This window comes from Clostridium sp. OS1-26 (assembly GCF_030915445.1).
Lineage (GTDB): Bacteria > Bacillota > Clostridia > Clostridiales > Clostridiaceae > Clostridium_AM.
Map to the genome: position 1 here is coordinate 1939966 of NZ_CP133264.1, position 17361 is coordinate 1957326.

At 41.5% G+C, this 17361-nt stretch carries 6 protein-coding genes, 4 tRNA genes and 6 rRNA genes; 14 read left to right on the forward strand and 2 right to left on the reverse strand.

The features are described 5' to 3' along the window. The first annotated feature begins 821 nt into the window (after positions 1-821). The 13 genes from RCG18_RS09655 to RCG18_RS09715 all read left to right on the forward strand — a co-directional run bounded on the left by RCG18_RS09655 (position 822) and on the right by RCG18_RS09715 (position 13592). Positions 822-2330, forward strand: a 16S ribosomal RNA gene (locus RCG18_RS09655). 87 nt (positions 2331-2417) lie between these two features. Next, positions 2418-2493, forward strand: a tRNA-Ala gene (locus RCG18_RS09660). A 3-nt stretch (positions 2494-2496) separates the two neighbouring features. Then, positions 2497-2573 (forward strand) — tRNA-Ile (locus RCG18_RS09665). Between the two features lie 227 nt (positions 2574-2800). Next, positions 2801-5694, forward strand: a 23S ribosomal RNA gene (locus tag RCG18_RS09670). A 36-nt stretch (positions 5695-5730) separates the two neighbouring features. Beyond that, positions 5731-5847 (forward strand): 5S ribosomal RNA (gene rrf, locus RCG18_RS09675). The 16S, 23S and 5S rRNA genes sit together here with 3 tRNA genes alongside, the layout of an rRNA operon. Before the next feature lie 9 nt (positions 5848-5856). Beyond that, positions 5857-5932: transfer RNA gene (locus RCG18_RS09680), tRNA-Phe, on the forward strand. A gap of 300 nt (positions 5933-6232) precedes the next feature. After that, complete coding sequence (gene folE / locus RCG18_RS09685) at positions 6233-6787, forward strand: GTP cyclohydrolase I FolE (RefSeq protein WP_308041994.1); 555 nt, start codon at positions 6233-6235, stop codon at positions 6785-6787. A gap of 17 nt (positions 6788-6804) precedes the next feature. Further along, the gene (locus RCG18_RS09690; protein WP_308041092.1) at positions 6805-7284 is read left to right on the forward strand and encodes an HD domain-containing protein; all 480 of its coding nucleotides are present in this window, start codon (positions 6805-6807) and stop codon (positions 7282-7284) included. Between the two features lie 147 nt (positions 7285-7431). Continuing rightward, entirely contained in the window at positions 7432-8259 is an 828-nt protein-coding gene (folK, locus tag RCG18_RS09695; protein WP_308041093.1) for a 2-amino-4-hydroxy-6-hydroxymethyldihydropteridine diphosphokinase, read from the forward strand. Positions 8260-8643: 384 nt separating this feature from the next. After that, a 16S ribosomal RNA gene (locus RCG18_RS09700) occupies positions 8644-10152 on the forward strand. Between the two features lie 311 nt (positions 10153-10463). Continuing rightward, a 23S ribosomal RNA gene (locus tag RCG18_RS09705) occupies positions 10464-13357 on the forward strand. A gap of 36 nt (positions 13358-13393) precedes the next feature. Then, a 5S ribosomal RNA gene (gene rrf / locus RCG18_RS09710) occupies positions 13394-13510 on the forward strand. A 7-nt stretch (positions 13511-13517) separates the two neighbouring features. Then, positions 13518-13592: transfer RNA gene (locus tag RCG18_RS09715), tRNA-Asn, on the forward strand. A gap of 137 nt (positions 13593-13729) precedes the next feature. Here the strand turns inward: RCG18_RS09715 and RCG18_RS09720 are convergent. Beyond that, the gene (locus RCG18_RS09720) at positions 13730-14596 is read right to left on the reverse strand and encodes a ComEC/Rec2 family competence protein (protein WP_374119059.1); all 867 of its coding nucleotides are present in this window, start codon (positions 14594-14596) and stop codon (positions 13730-13732) included. Between the two features lie 187 nt (positions 14597-14783). Here RCG18_RS09720 and RCG18_RS09725 point away from each other — a divergent pair, with 187 nt between their 5' ends. Further along, a complete protein-coding gene (locus RCG18_RS09725) occupies positions 14784-15506 on the forward strand; it encodes a lysophospholipid acyltransferase family protein (RefSeq protein WP_308041094.1) in 723 nt (240 codons plus the stop codon). A gap of 41 nt (positions 15507-15547) precedes the next feature. On the opposite strand, the gene RCG18_RS09730 is transcribed toward RCG18_RS09725, so the two are convergent. Continuing rightward, positions 15548-17008, reverse strand: coding sequence for an NADP-dependent glyceraldehyde-3-phosphate dehydrogenase (locus RCG18_RS09730; protein WP_308041096.1), 1461 nt, complete (start codon positions 17006-17008; stop codon positions 15548-15550). Between the last annotated feature and the right edge of the window lie 353 nt (positions 17009-17361).

The window sequence follows — 17361 nt, forward strand, 5'->3', positions numbered from 1 at the left end:
CCCAAATCTATGATTTGGTGATAGTCACTTACACAGAGTGCTGATTTGAGGTGAATCGCTTATTCAGCGAGTACTCATTCGACAATAGGAGAAGGAGTTTCATATAAGCAGACATACAAAATCTGTGATTTTAATATGGTCGCTTACTCATTCGACGATAGGAGAAGGAGTTTCATATAATAATATTACTTATCTATAGAGCTTGCTGATCAAGCAGAGAGCTAAAATCTTGAATAGAAATCTCTAATTAATGATTTAGATAAAGTTATTTGCCTACAAGTTAATAAAATATTGTGTTCCTATAGATCACAAGTGAAGATAAATACATATAAAGTAGTGAATAGATGAATTTTAAGGTACTATATAGATGTAGGAAAAAATGAAGTAATCTAAAATTTACAATATAGATAAAAAAGCTCGTTGGCAGAATAATAAAAGTGTCTAAAATGAGATTTTACAAAATTTAATAGCAAACTTATCCTAGTGTATCAGTATATGAAAAATCAAAAAAATAGTAGATATTATTAGAATAAAAAAGATAAAGTCGAATAAATAAGAACATATTAGATTTATGATTAGTGTTTTGTGATAAAATAACACATGTCGTCGAGAGATGATAAAAACTTAATGAAAAATCAACAAAAGAAAGATGTTGACAAGAATTAAGTTGTATGATATTCTAATAAAACCAAAATGTTTGGTCTTTGAAAATTAAACAGAGGTTAAAAATCAAGATGATTTTTATTAAGTAAACTAAACCAGCAATTCTTTTGAACTACTTGTTAGTAGTCAAAAACAACAGTAATGAGCATTCAAACTTTTAAATTGAGAGTTTGATCCTGGCTCAGGACGAACGCTGGCGGCGTGCCTAACACATGCAAGTCGAGCGATGAAACCCTTCGGGGTGGATTAGCGGCGGACGGGTGAGTAACACGTGGGTAACCTGCCTCAAAGAGGGGGATAGCCTCCCGAAAGGGAGATTAATACCGCATGACATTAGTTTTTCGCATGGAGAACTAATTAAAGGAGTAATCCGCTTTGAGATGGACCCGCGGCGCATTAGCTAGTTGGTGAGGTAAAGGCTCACCAAGGCGACGATGCGTAGCCGACCTGAGAGGGTGATCGGCCACATTGGAACTGAGACACGGTCCAGACTCCTACGGGAGGCAGCAGTGGGGAATATTGCACAATGGGCGAAAGCCTGATGCAGCAACGCCGCGTGAGTGATGAAGGCCTTCGGGTTGTAAAGCTCTGTCTTTTGGGACGATAATGACGGTACCAAAGGAGGAAGCCACGGCTAACTACGTGCCAGCAGCCGCGGTAATACGTAGGTGGCGAGCGTTGTCCGGATTTACTGGGCGTAAAGGATGCGTAGGCGGATTTTTAAGTGAGATGTGAAATACCCGGGCTTAACTTGGGTGCTGCATTTCAAACTGGAAGTCTAGAGTGCGGGAGAGGAGAGTGGAATTCCTAGTGTAGCGGTGAAATGCGTAGAGATTAGGAAGAACACCAGTGGCGAAGGCGACTCTCTGGACCGTAACTGACGCTGAGGCATGAAAGCGTGGGTAGCAAACAGGATTAGATACCCTGGTAGTCCACGCCGTAAACGATGAGTACTAGGTGTAGGAGGTATCGACTCCTTCTGTGCCGCAGTTAACACAATAAGTACTCCGCCTGGGAAGTACGATCGCAAGATTAAAACTCAAAGGAATTGACGGGGGCCCGCACAAGCAGCGGAGCATGTGGTTTAATTCGAAGCAACGCGAAGAACCTTACCTAGACTTGACATCTCCTGAATTACTCGTAATGGAGGAAGCCCTTCGGGGCAGGAAGACAGGTGGTGCATGGTTGTCGTCAGCTCGTGTCGTGAGATGTTAGGTTAAGTCCTGCAACGAGCGCAACCCTTATCATTAGTTGCTACCATTAAGTTGAGCACTCTAGTGAGACTGCCCGGGTTAACCGGGAGGAAGGTGGGGATGACGTCAAATCATCATGCCCCTTATGTCTAGGGCTACACACGTGCTACAATGGGTAATACAAAGAGAAGCAATACAGTGATGTGGAGCAAAACTATAAAATTACCCTCAGTTCGGATTGTAGGCTGAAACTCGCCTACATGAAGCTGGAGTTGCTAGTAATCGCGAATCAGCATGTCGCGGTGAATACGTTCCCGGGCCTTGTACACACCGCCCGTCACACCATGAGAGCTGGCAACACCCGAAGTCCGTAGTCTAACCGTAAGGAAGACGCGGCCGAAGGTGGGGTTAGTGATTGGGGTGAAGTCGTAACAAGGTAGCCGTAGGAGAACCTGCGGCTGGATCACCTCCTTTCTAAGGAGTCGACAAGATAGGTAATTCTATCTTGAAGGTTTGTTTACACTCTGTTTAATTTTGAGAGACTAAATGTTTCTTAAGTATGGGGGTATAGCTCAGCTGGGAGAGCACCTGCCTTGCACGCAGGGGGTCAAGGGTTCGAATCCCTTTATCTCCACCATACGGGCTTATAGCTCAGCTGGTTAGAGCGCACGCCTGATAAGCGTGAGGTCGATGGTTCGAGTCCATTTAAGCCCACCAATTGTTCTTTGAAAATTGCACAGTGATATTAAATAAAAGTAAAGCTGAAGGTAAAACTACTTATTATATAAGTAAGTAACCTTTGTAGATTTAAGAATTAATATAAATTAATAGTAGCGAGCAGAACAAGGAAGCAACCGAATGAGGAGCGGGGTTTACTTTAAGGTAAATGAGCACCGCAGTGAGGGAAGCTGACGCAGTAATGCGAAGGTAATATTAATTTAGATGGTCAAGCTACAAAGGGCGCATGGTGAATGCCTTGGCACCAGTAGTCGAAGAAGGACGTGATAAGCTGCGATAAGCTTCGGGTAGGCGCAAATAGCCTGTGATCCGAAGATTTCCGAATGGGGCAACCCACACTACTAACGTAGTGTACTGTAAACTGAATTCATAGGTTTATAGAGATATACCCGGGGAACTGAAACATCTAAGTACCCGGAGGAAGAGAAAGAAAAATCGATTTCCTAAGTAGCGGCGAGCGAAAGGGAAAGAGCCCAAACCAGGAACTTGTTCCTGGGGTTGCGGACAGATCATAAACGGAGAGGTATCTTAATTGAAGAGAGCTGGAAGGCTCCGCCGTAGAAGGTAACAGCCCTGTAAGTGAAAAGAGAAGACTCTAGATCTGCTCCAGAGTACCACGAGACACGTGAAACCTTGTGGGAAGCAGGGAGGACCACCTCCCAAGGCTAAATACTAACTGGTGACCGATAGTGAAGCAGTACCGTGAGGGAAAGGTGAAAAGAACCCCGGGAGGGGAGTGAAATAGAACCTGAAACCGTGTGTCCACAACCGGTCAAAGCACTTTTACGTGCGATGACGTGCTTTTTGTAGAACGAGCCAGCGAGTTACGATATGTAGCAAGGTTAAGCACTTAAGGTGCGCAGCCGAAGGGAAACCGAGTCTGAATAGGGCAATAAGTTGCATGTCGTAGACCCGAAACCGGGTGACCTATCCATGGACAGGTTGAAGCGGAAGTAAAATTCCGTGGAGGACCGAACCACGTTGGTGTTGAAAAACCATGGGATGAGCTGTGGATAGCGGAGAAATTCCAATCGAACTCGGAGATAGCTGGTTCTCCTCGAAATAGCTTTAGGGCTAGCGTTGAGAATGAGTAATGGAGGTAGAGCACTGAATGGGCTAGGGGCTGACAACAGTTACTGAACCCTATCAAACTCCGAATGCCATATACTTGAATCTCAGCAGTCAGACTACGAATGATAAGATCCGTGGTCAAAAGGGAAACAGCCCAGATCATCAGCTAAGGTCCCAAAGTGTAAGTTAAGTGGAAAAGGATGTGGGATTTCTAAGACAACTAGGATGTTGGCTTAGAAGCAGCCACTCATTCAAAGAGTGCGTAATAGCTCACTAGTCGAGAGATCCTGCGCCGAAGATGTCCGGGGCTAAAACTTACCACCGAAGCTATGGGCTCGAAAGAGCGGTAGAGGAGCTTCCTGTATGGATTGAAGTCGTACCGAAAGGAGCGGTGGACTGTACAGGAGTGAGTATGCTGGCATAAGTAGCGAGAAATAAGTGAGAATCTTATTGGTCGAAAACCTAAGGTTTCCTGAGGAAGGCTCGTCCGCTCAGGGTTAGTCGGGACCTAAGCCGAGGCCGAAAGGCGTAGGTGATGGACAATCGGTTGATATTCCGATACCGCCAACTGACGTTATTACAAATGGGATGACGCAGGAGGATAAGATGTGCGCACTATTGGATGTGCGTCTAAGCGTTTAGGTATACAGGATAGGCAAATCCGCCTGTATTAGCTGAGGCGTGATGGGGAGCCCTTTCGGGCGAAGTATCTGATTCCACGCTGTCAAGAAAAGTCTCTATGGAGGAAGTTGGTGCCCGTACCGCAAACCGACACAGGTAGGTGAGGAGAGAATCCTAAGACCAGCGGAAGAATTGTTGTCAAGGAACTCGGCAAATTGACCCCGTAAGTTAGCGATAAGGGGTGCCTACGCAAGTAGGTCGCAGAGAATAGGCCCAAGCAACTGTTTAGCAAAAACACAGGTCTCTGCTAAAGCGAAAGCTGATGTATAGGGGCTGACGCCTGCCCGGTGCTGGAAGGTTAAGGGGAACACTTAGCGCAAGCGAAGGTGTGAACTTAAGCCCCAGTAAACGGCGGCCGTAACTATAACGGTCCTAAGGTAGCGAAATTCCTTGTCGGGTAAGTTCCGACCCGCACGAATGGCGTAATGACTTGGGCACTGTCTCGACAACAAATCCGGCGAAATTGTAGTGCAAGTGAAGATGCTTGCTACCCGCGATTGGACGGAAAGACCCCGTAGAGCTTTACTGTAGCTTAGCATTGAGTTTCGGTATTGTCTGTACAGGATAGGTGGGAGACTGAGAAGTAAGGGCGTCAGCTCTTATGGAGTCATCCTTGGGATACCACCCTGACAGTACTGGGATTCTAACCGGCGGCCATGAATCTGGTCACGGGACATTGTTAGGTGGGCAGTTTGACTGGGGCGGTCGCCTCCTAAAAAGTAACGGAGGCGCCCAAAGGTTCCCTCAGAACGGTTGGAAATCGTTCGTAGAGTGCAAAGGCAGAAGGGAGCCTGACTGCGACACATACAAGTGGAGCAGGGACGAAAGTCGGGCTTAGTGATCCGGTGGTTCCTCGTGGGAGGGCCATCGCTCAACGGATAAAAGCTACCTCGGGGATAACAGGCTGATCTCCCCCAAGAGTCCACATCGACGGGGAGGTTTGGCACCTCGATGTCGGCTCGTCGCATCCTGGGGCTGAAGTAGGTCCCAAGGGTTGGGCTGTTCGCCCATTAAAGCGGCACGCGAGCTGGGTTCAGAACGTCGTGAGACAGTTCGGTCCCTATCCGTCGCGGGCGTAGGAAATTTGAGAGGAGCTGTCCTTAGTACGAGAGGACCGGGATGGACTGACCTCTGGTGCACCAGTTGTTCCGCCAGGAGCACAGCTGGGTAGCTATGTCGGGACGGGATAAACGCTGAAAGCATCTAAGCGTGAAGCCCACCTCAAGATTAGATTTCCCATAGCGTAAGCTAGTAAGACCCCTTGAAGAACACAAGGTTGATAGGTCAGAGGTGTAAGCATGGTAACATGTTCAGCTGACTGATACTAATAGGTCGAGGGCTTGACCAAATATAATTCACTGTGCAATTTTCAGAGAATAAATAATCTGGTGATTATGACGTGAAGGTAACACCCGTTCCCATTCCGAACACGACGGTTAAGCTTCATAGTGCCGATGGTACTGCAGGGGAGACCCTGTGGAAGAGTAGGTCGTCGCCAGGTAAATAATTTGGCTAGATAGCTCAGTCGGTAGAGCAGAGGACTGAAAATCCTCGTGTCCCTGGTTCGATTCCTGGTCTGGCCACCAATTAAGCACTTCAATATATTTTGAAGTGTTTTTTTATTATTATCTAGAAATAATTTCAAATTTTATGAATTTTAATGAATCTCTTAAAAAGTTAAAAATATAACGTCCAGATTGTTATATTTTGTATTCTGGGCTTCTTGTAAACTTATGATTTAAATGTTATAATTTATGATAATATTGTGAAATATTTGTTTAATTCACAAAAGATAAAATTTTGCTTAATGTACTGCAAAGAATCTTTCGATATGAGAGGAGGATTATTGAACATTTATTATATAATAAGTTCAATAAAGAATTATGATAGACGAAAATAAAATTAAAGCTGCCGTTAAAATGATTATAGAAGCTATAGGTGAAGATCCAAAAAGCGAGGGATTAGCAGAAACTCCTGATAGAATTGCTAGAATGTACAAAGAAATCTTTTCTGGAATGAATGAAAACCCATCTGAGCATTTAAAGAAAACTTTTACCGTAGAAAGTGATGGTATAATTTTAGAAAAGGATATACAATTCTATTCTATGTGTGAACATCATTTCGTTCCTTTTTACGGAAAAGCGCATATAGCGTATATACCTAATGGCAAAGTTGCTGGATTAAGCAAATTGGCAAGAACTGTAGAAGTTTTTGCTAAAAGACCTCAACTACAAGAAAGAATGAATCTGCAGATTGCTGAAGCTATAATGGAACATTTAGATGCCTTAGGTGTTATGGTTGTAATAGAGGCTGAGCATATGTGCATGACAATGAGGGGAGTAAAAAAGCCTGGAAGTAAAACTGTAACTTCAATTACAAGAGGGAAGTTTGCTGAGGATCAGAAACTTAGAGATGAAGTATATAGAATGATTAAAATTTAACAAGGGGATGTAATTTATTGGATAAAGTGAATTCTATATTAAGTAATAATAGATTTAACGAATATTTAATGAAGAATCAAGAACGGGAAATTGACAGAAGATTTTGCTGTCACGACTTGCAGCATTTTATAGATGTTGCTAGAATAGCATATATAATGGTATTAGAAAACAAAATTAACATAGATAAGGAAATAGTATATGGCGCAGCATTGCTTCATGACATAGGTAGATGGATGCAGTATCAAGATGGGACCCCCCATGAAATTGCCAGTTATAAACTAGCAGATGACATATTAAATGAGTGTAATTATAAGCAAGAGGAAAAAACAATAATTTTAAATGCTATTTTAAATCATAGAAATGAAAAAAATGAAAAAGGTACTTTTAATTATATTTTCTATCTAAGTGACAAGCTATCTAGAAGGTGTTTTAGTTGTACAGCTTTAGATGAATGTAAATGGCCAAAAGAAAAGAAAAATCTTAAAATACTCTATTAGAACGCTTTAGCTTAAATTACTTAGGGTACAATTATAGACTCCTGCTTGTATAAGTAAGAGTCTTTTTATTATTATTAGATTATAAGGTTACTATATATTTAACCTTTTTTTTATAAGACAAAAAGATTAATTGAGGAGAACAAAAATATGGATAAAATTTATGTAAAAGATTTAGAGGTTTATGCTTTTCATGGTGTTAATCAGCAAGAAAAGGATATGGGGCAAAGATTTTTGATATCACTTGAGCTTTTTACAGATTTAAGTGAAGCTGGAGAAAGTGATGACTTAACCAAAACGGTCAATTATGCGCAGCTCTGTCTTAATATTGAGGAAAAATTTAAACAAGAAAAGTTTGATTTAATTGAGAAAGCTGCGGAAGAATTAGCAAAATTTATATTAGTAAACTATCAAATAATTAGTAGAGTAAAGGTTAAGATAAAAAAGCCATGGGCTCCTATAGGAAAACCTTTAGACTATGCCGCAGTGGAGATTGATAGACAGTGGCATACAGCATATATTGCTATTGGATCCAATATGGGAAATAAAGAGGATAACTTAAACTCTGCCATAGAGCTTATAAATAGTTCAGAGGCAGTAATGGTAACAAAGACCTCTAAATTTTATGAAACAAAGCCAGTGGGATACTTAGAGCAAGATACTTTTCTAAATGGTGCATTAGAAGTAAAAACGCTTTTAACGCCTAAAAAGTTGATAAACTTTTTATTAGATAAAGAAAAAAACTTAAAACGCGAAAGAATAATAAAATGGGGACCAAGAACTATAGACTTAGATGTATTACTCTATGATAACTTAATAACATCGGATGAAAATATTATTGTCCCACATCCAAGAATGCATGAAAGGTTATTTGTCTTAAAACCTTTATCTGATATAGCGCCATATATCATACATCCTGTGTTAAATGAAAGAATTATTGATTTAATGAATAAAATTTCTAAAGAACAGGAATTATAGTATTGTAATATAGCAAAGTAAGTAAACTTATCCTAGAGTGTCTATAATAAAAAAAGCGAGAAATAACGAATAATAAATAAGTAAAGTAAAGATAAACTTAAATTAAGGCATTTTGTTATAGACACTAAGTTTTATTAAGTGATATGATAATACATGTCGCTTGAAGAAACGACGAAGCTTAACAAAAATAACTTTAAAAAAAGTTGTTGACAAGGTTAAGCAGCTGTGATAGACTACAATAGTCGCTGCGAGAGAGCGACATGATCCTTGAAAATTAAACAGAGGTTAAAAATCAAGATGATTTTTATTAAGTAAACTAAACCAGCAATTCTTTTGAACTACTTGTTAGTAGTCAAAAACAACAGTAATGAGCATTCAAACTTTTAAATTGAGAGTTTGATCCTGGCTCAGGACGAACGCTGGCGGCGTGCCTAACACATGCAAGTCGAGCGATGAAACCCTTCGGGGTGGATTAGCGGCGGACGGGTGAGTAACACGTGGGTAACCTGCCTCAAAGAGGGGGATAGCCTCCCGAAAGGGAGATTAATACCGCATAACACTAGTTTTTCGCATGGAGAACTAATTAAAGGAGTAATCCGCTTTGAGATGGACCCGCGGCGCATTAGCTAGTTGGTGAGGTAAAGGCTCACCAAGGCGACGATGCGTAGCCGACCTGAGAGGGTGATCGGCCACATTGGAACTGAGACACGGTCCAGACTCCTACGGGAGGCAGCAGTGGGGAATATTGCACAATGGGCGAAAGCCTGATGCAGCAACGCCGCGTGAGTGATGAAGGCCTTCGGGTTGTAAAGCTCTGTCTTTTGGGACGATAATGACGGTACCAAAGGAGGAAGCCACGGCTAACTACGTGCCAGCAGCCGCGGTAATACGTAGGTGGCGAGCGTTGTCCGGATTTACTGGGCGTAAAGGATGCGTAGGCGGATTTTTAAGTGAGATGTGAAATACCCGGGCTTAACTTGGGTGCTGCATTTCAAACTGGAAGTCTAGAGTGCGGGAGAGGAGAGTGGAATTCCTAGTGTAGCGGTGAAATGCGTAGAGATTAGGAAGAACACCAGTGGCGAAGGCGACTCTCTGGACCGTAACTGACGCTGAGGCATGAAAGCGTGGGTAGCAAACAGGATTAGATACCCTGGTAGTCCACGCCGTAAACGATGAGTACTAGGTGTAGGAGGTATCGACTCCTTCTGTGCCGCAGTTAACACAATAAGTACTCCGCCTGGGAAGTACGATCGCAAGATTAAAACTCAAAGGAATTGACGGGGGCCCGCACAAGCAGCGGAGCATGTGGTTTAATTCGAAGCAACGCGAAGAACCTTACCTAGACTTGACATCTCCTGAATTACTCGTAATGGAGGAAGCCCTTCGGGGCAGGAAGACAGGTGGTGCATGGTTGTCGTCAGCTCGTGTCGTGAGATGTTAGGTTAAGTCCTGCAACGAGCGCAACCCTTATCATTAGTTGCTACCATTAAGTTGAGCACTCTAGTGAGACTGCCCGGGTTAACCGGGAGGAAGGTGGGGATGACGTCAAATCATCATGCCCCTTATGTCTAGGGCTACACACGTGCTACAATGGGTAATACAAAGAGAAGCAATACAGTGATGTGGAGCAAAACTATAAAATTACCCTCAGTTCGGATTGTAGGCTGAAACTCGCCTACATGAAGCTGGAGTTGCTAGTAATCGCGAATCAGCATGTCGCGGTGAATACGTTCCCGGGCCTTGTACACACCGCCCGTCACACCATGAGAGCTGGCAACACCCGAAGTCCGTAGTCTAACCGTAAGGAAGACGCGGCCGAAGGTGGGGTTAGTGATTGGGGTGAAGTCGTAACAAGGTAGCCGTAGGAGAACCTGCGGCTGGATCACCTCCTTTCTAAGGAGTCGACAAGATAGGTAATTCTATCTTGAAGGTTTGTTTACACTCTGTTTAATTTTGAAGGATCATAGTATTCTTCAATTGTTCTTTGAAAATTGCACAGTGATATATAAATAAAAGTAAAGCTGAAGGTAAAACTACTTATTATATAAGTAAGTAACCTTTGTAGATTTAAGAATTAATATAAATTAATAGTAGCGAGCAGAACAAGGAAGCAACCGAATGAGGAGCGGAGTTTACTTTAAGGTAAATGAGCACCGCAGTGAGGGAAGCTGACGCAGTAATGCGAAGGTAATATTAATTTAGATGGTCAAGCTACAAAGGGCGCATGGTGAATGCCTTGGCACCAGTAGTCGAAGAAGGACGTGATAAGCTGCGATAAGCTTCGGGTAGGCGCAAATAGCCTGTGATCCGAAGATTTCCGAATGGGGCAACCCACACTACTAACGTAGTGTACTATAAACTGAATTCATAGGTTTATAGGGATATACCCGGGGAACTGAAACATCTAAGTACCCGGAGGAAGAGAAAGAAAAATCGATTTCCTGAGTAGCGGCGAGCGAAAGGGAAAGAGCCCAAACCAGGAACTTGTTCCTGGGGTTGCGGACAGATCATAAACGGAGAGGTATCTTAATTGAAGAGAGCTGGAAGGCTCCGCCGTAGAAGGTAACAGCCCTGTAAGTGAAAAGAGAAGACTCTAGATCTGCTCCAGAGTACCACGAGACACGTGAAACCTTGTGGGAAGCAGGGAGGACCACCTCCCAAGGCTAAATACTAACTGGTGACCGATAGTGAAGCAGTACCGTGAGGGAAAGGTGAAAAGAACCCCGGGAGGGGAGTGAAATAGAACCTGAAACCGTGTGTCCACAACCGGTCAAAGCACTTTTACGTGCGATGACGTGCTTTTTGTAGAACGAGCCAGCGAGTTACGATATGTAGCAAGGTTAAGCACTTAAGGTGCGCAGCCGAAGGGAAACCGAGTCTGAATAGGGCAATAAGTTGCATGTCGTAGACCCGAAACCGGGTGACCTATCCATGGACAGGTTGAAGCGGAAGTAAAATTCCGTGGAGGACCGAACCACGTTGGTGTTGAAAAACCATGGGATGAGCTGTGGATAGCGGAGAAATTCCAATCGAACTCGGAGATAGCTGGTTCTCCTCGAAATAGCTTTAGGGCTAGCGTTGAGAATGAGTAATGGAGGTAGAGCACTGAATGGGCTAGGGGCTGACAACAGTTACTGAACCCTATCAAACTCCGAATGCCATATACTTGAATCTCAGCAGTCAGACTACGAATGATAAGATCCGTGGTCAAAAGGGAAACAGCCCAGATCATCAGCTAAGGTCCCAAAGTGTAAGTTAAGTGGAAAAGGATGTGGGATTTCTAAGACAACTAGGATGTTGGCTTAGAAGCAGCCACTCATTCAAAGAGTGCGTAATAGCTCACTAGTCGAGAGATCCTGCGCCGAAGATGTCCGGGGCTAAAACTTACCACCGAAGCTATGGGCTCGAAAGAGCGGTAGAGGAGCTTCCTGTATGGATTGAAGTCGTACCGAAAGGAGCGGTGGACTGTACAGGAGTGAGTATGCTGGCATAAGTAGCGAGAAATAAGTGAGAATCTTATTGGTCGAAAACCTAAGGTTTCCTGAGGAAGGCTCGTCCGCTCAGGGTTAGTCGGGACCTAAGCCGAGGCCGAAAGGCGTAGGTGATGGACAATCGGTTGATATTCCGATACCGCCAACTGACGTTATTACAAATGGGATGACGCAGGAGGATAAGATGTGCGCACTATTGGATGTGCGTCTAAGCGTTTAGGTATACAGGATAGGCAAATCCGCCTGTATTAGCTGAGGCGTGATGGGGAGCCCTTTCGGGCGAAGTATCTGATTCCACGCTGTCAAGAAAAGTCTCTATGGAGGAAGTTGGTGCCCGTACCGCAAACCGACACAGGTAGGTGAGGAGAGAATCCTAAGACCAGCGGAAGAATTGTTGTCAAGGAACTCGGCAAATTGACCCCGTAAGTTAGCGATAAGGGGTGCCTACGCAAGTAGGTCGCAGAGAATAGGCCCAAGCAACTGTTTAGCAAAAACACAGGTCTCTGCTAAAGCGAAAGCTGATGTATAGGGGCTGACGCCTGCCCGGTGCTGGAAGGTTAAGGGGAACACTTAGCGCAAGCGAAGGTGTGAACTTAAGCCCCAGTAAACGGCGGCCGTAACTATAACGGTCCTAAGGTAGCGAAATTCCTTGTCGGGTAAGTTCCGACCCGCACGAATGGCGTAATGACTTGGGCACTGTCTCGACAACAAATCCGGCGAAATTGTAGTGCAAGTGAAGATGCTTGCTACCCGCGATTGGACGGAAAGACCCCGTAGAGCTTTACTGTAGCTTAGCATTGAGTTTCGGTATTGTCTGTACAGGATAGGTGGGAGACTGAGAAGTAAGGGCGTCAGCTCTTATGGAGTCATCCTTGGGATACCACCCTGACAGTACTGGGATTCTAACCGGCGGCCATGAATCTGGTCACGGGACATTGTTAGGTGGGCAGTTTGACTGGGGCGGTCGCCTCCTAAAAAGTAACGGAGGCGCCCAAAGGTTCCCTCAGAACGGTTGGAAATCGTTCGTAGAGTGCAAAGGCAGAAGGGAGCCTGACTGCGACACATACAAGTGGAGCAGGGACGAAAGTCGGGCTTAGTGATCCGGTGGTTCCTCGTGGGAGGGCCATCGCTCAACGGATAAAAGCTACCTCGGGGATAACAGGCTGATCTCCCCCAAGAGTCCACATCGACGGGGAGGTTTGGCACCTCGATGTCGGCTCGTCGCATCCTGGGGCTGAAGTAGGTCCCAAGGGTTGGGCTGTTCGCCCATTAAAGCGGCACGCGAGCTGGGTTCAGAACGTCGTGAGACAGTTCGGTCCCTATCCGTCGCGGGCGTAGGAAATTTGAGAGGAGCTGTCCTTAGTACGAGAGGACCGGGATGGACTGACCTCTGGTGCACCAGTTGTTCCGCCAGGAGCACAGCTGGGTAGCTATGTCGGGACGGGATAAACGCTGAAAGCATCTAAGCGTGAAGCCCACCTCAAGATTAGATTTCCCATAGCGTAAGCTAGTAAGACCCCTTGAAGAACACAAGGTTGATAGGTCAGAGGTGTAAGCATGGCAACATGTTCAGCTGACTGATACTAATAGGTCGAGGGCTTGACCAAATATAATTCACTGTGCAATTTTCAGAGAACAAATAATCTGGTGATTATGACGTGAAGGTAACACCCGTTCCCATTCCGAACACGAAGGTTAAGCTTCATAGTGCCGATGGTACTGCAGGGGAGACCCTGTGGAAGAGTAGGTCGTCGCCAGGTAAAGCGTTCCGTGGTAGCTCAATGGTGGAGCATTCGGCTGTTAACCGAAGGGTTGGAGGTTCGAATCCTCTCCACGGAGCCATTTTTATTTTTTGATGTTTTATAAGTCTAAAATGGTAGACTGTTTAAAGACAGTTTTTTATAAGTTAAAAACATATATATAATAAAGTTATAATAAAAGGAAAGTCACAATTGACCTTCCTTTTATTTTTTATTGTTTTATTGTTTTATTATTTTATTTCCATCACTTCTTAATACAATAGTTCCATCTACATCCGTTCTATATATTTGAATTTTTCTTTTGGTTAGTTCATTCATTGTTTCACGATGAGGATGTCCATAATCATTATTTTTACCACAGCTTATTATAGCTATTTTAGGTGCAACCTTATCTAAAAATGGTTTTGATGAGGATGAGGAACTTCCATGATGGCCTACCTTAAGAACATCAGCGGAGATATCATAATTTTTGTTTAATATTTCTTTTTCACTTAACTTTTCAGCATCTCCTGTAAATAGAAATTTTGAATTACCATAGGTTATTTTAATGACAGCAGAATAATTGTTAAGATTTTCATAGTCATTGCTATTAGGGGCTACCATTTCACATCTAACATTTTTACCTAAATCCAAATTAATTCCGGCCTTGGCCACATTTATTTTTAAGTTTTTGGACTTTAGTGCACTCATCATACTCTCGAAGGTTTTAGTATTTGTTAGCTTCTTTGGGGCATAAAATTCTCCAATATCATATTTTTTTATTACAGTATCCATTCCACCTATATGATCTTCATGAGGATGAGTAGCAACCACATAGTCGAGCTTCTTTATGTTTTGCTTATCTAGGTAAGAGATCAGCTTATTAGTGCTTTCGTTTGTTCCAGCATCAATAAGCAAATTCTTGCCATTAACTTGTATTAAAGCACTATCTCCTTGTCCAACATCTATGTAACTTATTTTTATAGAATTTTTAGTATCTGCATTTGAAGTACCCCCAGTTGGATTAGAACTACTACATGCAGCGAATATAAATACTGATAATAAAAGCGCAATCATGATTTTTAAATGGGATTTAAAACGCTTCAAACTAATACATCTCCTTTCATAAATTTGTAGTACAAACATAAGTTTATCATTTTGTATCAATAAGTAAAGAGAAAGTCTTGATTATAAGCTTACCTATTGAGTAATTGGCTATCGTGCCAACAATGTGTTATAATATAACACTAGATAGATATGGAAAGATTTTAACTGAAGAGGAGAAATTTTATTAATGGAAACATTTTTATTTTATTTAGATTTTTCAATTCATATGGGCAAGACACTAATACAAAAGTTTAAATTAGAAAAGTTAAAAAAACATGGTACTGAAGATGAGGTCAAGCAGTTTATAAATGAAACTGTTGAAGAGTGGAGCAATCATGTATTAAATAAAGTACATGCTAATATTGAAGTAGTAGGAAAAGAAAACATTACTAAAGAAACATGTCTTTATGTATCAAACCATCAAGGGAATTTTGATATACCAATTTTTTTAAATATACTTGACAGACCAGTAGGTTTTATTGCTAAAAAGGAACTCCTTAAATTTAAAACTTTTAGTTACTGGATGAAACAGATAAACTGTATATTCATAGATAGAAACAACATAAGGGAATCAATGAAGTCCATGAATGAAGGAGTAGAAATACTTAAAAGAGGACATAGTATGGTTATCTTTCCAGAGGGCACTAGAAGTAAAGGACCAACAGTAGGTGAATTTAAAAAGGGAAGCATGAAACTAGCCTTAAAGGCGGGGATTCCTGTAGTACCGGTAACTATTGATGGAAGCTATAAGCTACTAGAAAGAAATAGTGAATATGATAAGAGTAAAAGAAAAGTTAGAATTACTATAGGAAAACCTATATATCCAAAAGAAATGTCAAAAGAACAGCAAAATAGCCTTGCTGAAGATGTAAGAAAAATTATTGTAAATAATATTAAATCATCTACTTAGATTAGTAGATGATTTAAACTCAAAAATTTCTTTAAAGTTTTCTATGAAAACTCATGAATGTTAAGTACAATAACTTTTTTTCTACTCATGGCTTCAATACTATATCTTATTCCCTGAGTACCCATACCAGAAGCTTTAACACCTAAGAATGGAAAGTGGTCAGGTCCTCTTTCAGTCTTATCATTAATTTGGACAGTACCAACTTCTAACTTACTTGCAACGTGAAAAGCATAATCTATGTTTTTAGTGAAAACAGAAGATTGTAGACCATACTGAGACTTATTAGCAATTTCTATGGCCTCTTCAACGCTCTGTACCCGTAATATCGGCAAAACCGGACCAAAAGGTTCTTCCCAAGCAATACGCATATCTGTAGTAACATTGTCAAGTAGAGTAGGATACATTAAATTTTTTTCTCGTTTATTGCCGATAACTAATTTTGCGCCTTTATCTAAAGCGTCATCTATTAATTCTTGAACAAAATCTGCAGCAGAATTATTAATAAGAGGAGTTACTTCACAGTCGTCTTCTGGCATTCCAACTTTAAGCTTTTTTATTTCTTCTAGCATAAGCGCCGCAAGCTCATCAGATATATTATTTATAGCGAGAACTCGCTTAATAGCTGTACATCTTTGACCAGAATATATATAAGCACCTGCAACTATATCCTTTGCGGAATCTCTTAGGTCTGAATCCTCAAGTACAATGGCAGCATCTTTCCCACCAAGTTCCATGAGCATAGGTACCATACCTGCAATTACTGCTATATGCTTACCTACATCTGTACTTCCTGTAAAATTTATAAAGTCAATTTCAGGATGGGTAACAATATAGTCTCCTATTTCAGAGCCCTTACCTGTTACTGTGTTTAGTACACCTTTTGGTATTCCAGCTTTATTAAATATTTCAGCAACGTACAAAGCACTTATAGAACCCTGACTAGGAGGTTTTAGTATTACACTGTTTCCTGCTGCCAAGGCAGGGGCAATTTTTGATACAGAAAGATTTATTGGGTAGTTAAATGGGGAAATAGCCAATACTGTTCCCAAAGGCACCCTATGAACAACGGATATTTTATTTTTTTTAAACCCAGGAAAATTATCTCCTGTTATAGTTTCGCCTTCCATGTGTTTTGCCTCGTCTGCAGTAAATCTTATAAAGCTTGAAGTTCTTTTCACTTCAGATATTGCAGAACTTTTATTCTTTGCAATCTCTTTCTGAAGAAAATCAGATAATACAGATATGTTCTCTTCTAAAAGGTTTGCACACTTATGCAATATAGCAGCCCTTTCATTTATAGGTTTTTCTGCCCAGTTTTTTTGTGATCTTTTAGAGTTTTCTATGGTTTTATCAATTTCATCTTTTGTCATAGACTGCACTTTCCCAATAACATCACCGTTAACCGGAGAGTACACATCTATTGTTGATTCACTTATAGATTTAATCCATTCCCCATTGAAAAGATTTTTATAGACTATACCTTCTTTTATATTTTCAAACATAAATCTCATCTCCATATATTAAATAAATGATAAATATATCTTTTAGTTTAAACTTAAATTGAAAAAATATTACAATTTATATCCTTTTACGATTGAAGATTTTTTGATTTTCAAGACTTATTTTTAATAATAATGATAAAAAATTAAAAAATATGAAAGTTTTTTGAAGTATATTGTAGGAAAAGCTTAATAGTAATGATATATGAAAATAAGTCAACAACAATACATAGTGCCAATTTCAAAGTAAAAAGGTCCTATTCTTAACTAAAAAAGCTAAATGTGAAAAAATGACGAATTAAAATTACAAAAATATAAAAATTTTTATTTGCCAATATAAAATGGAAATGTTACAA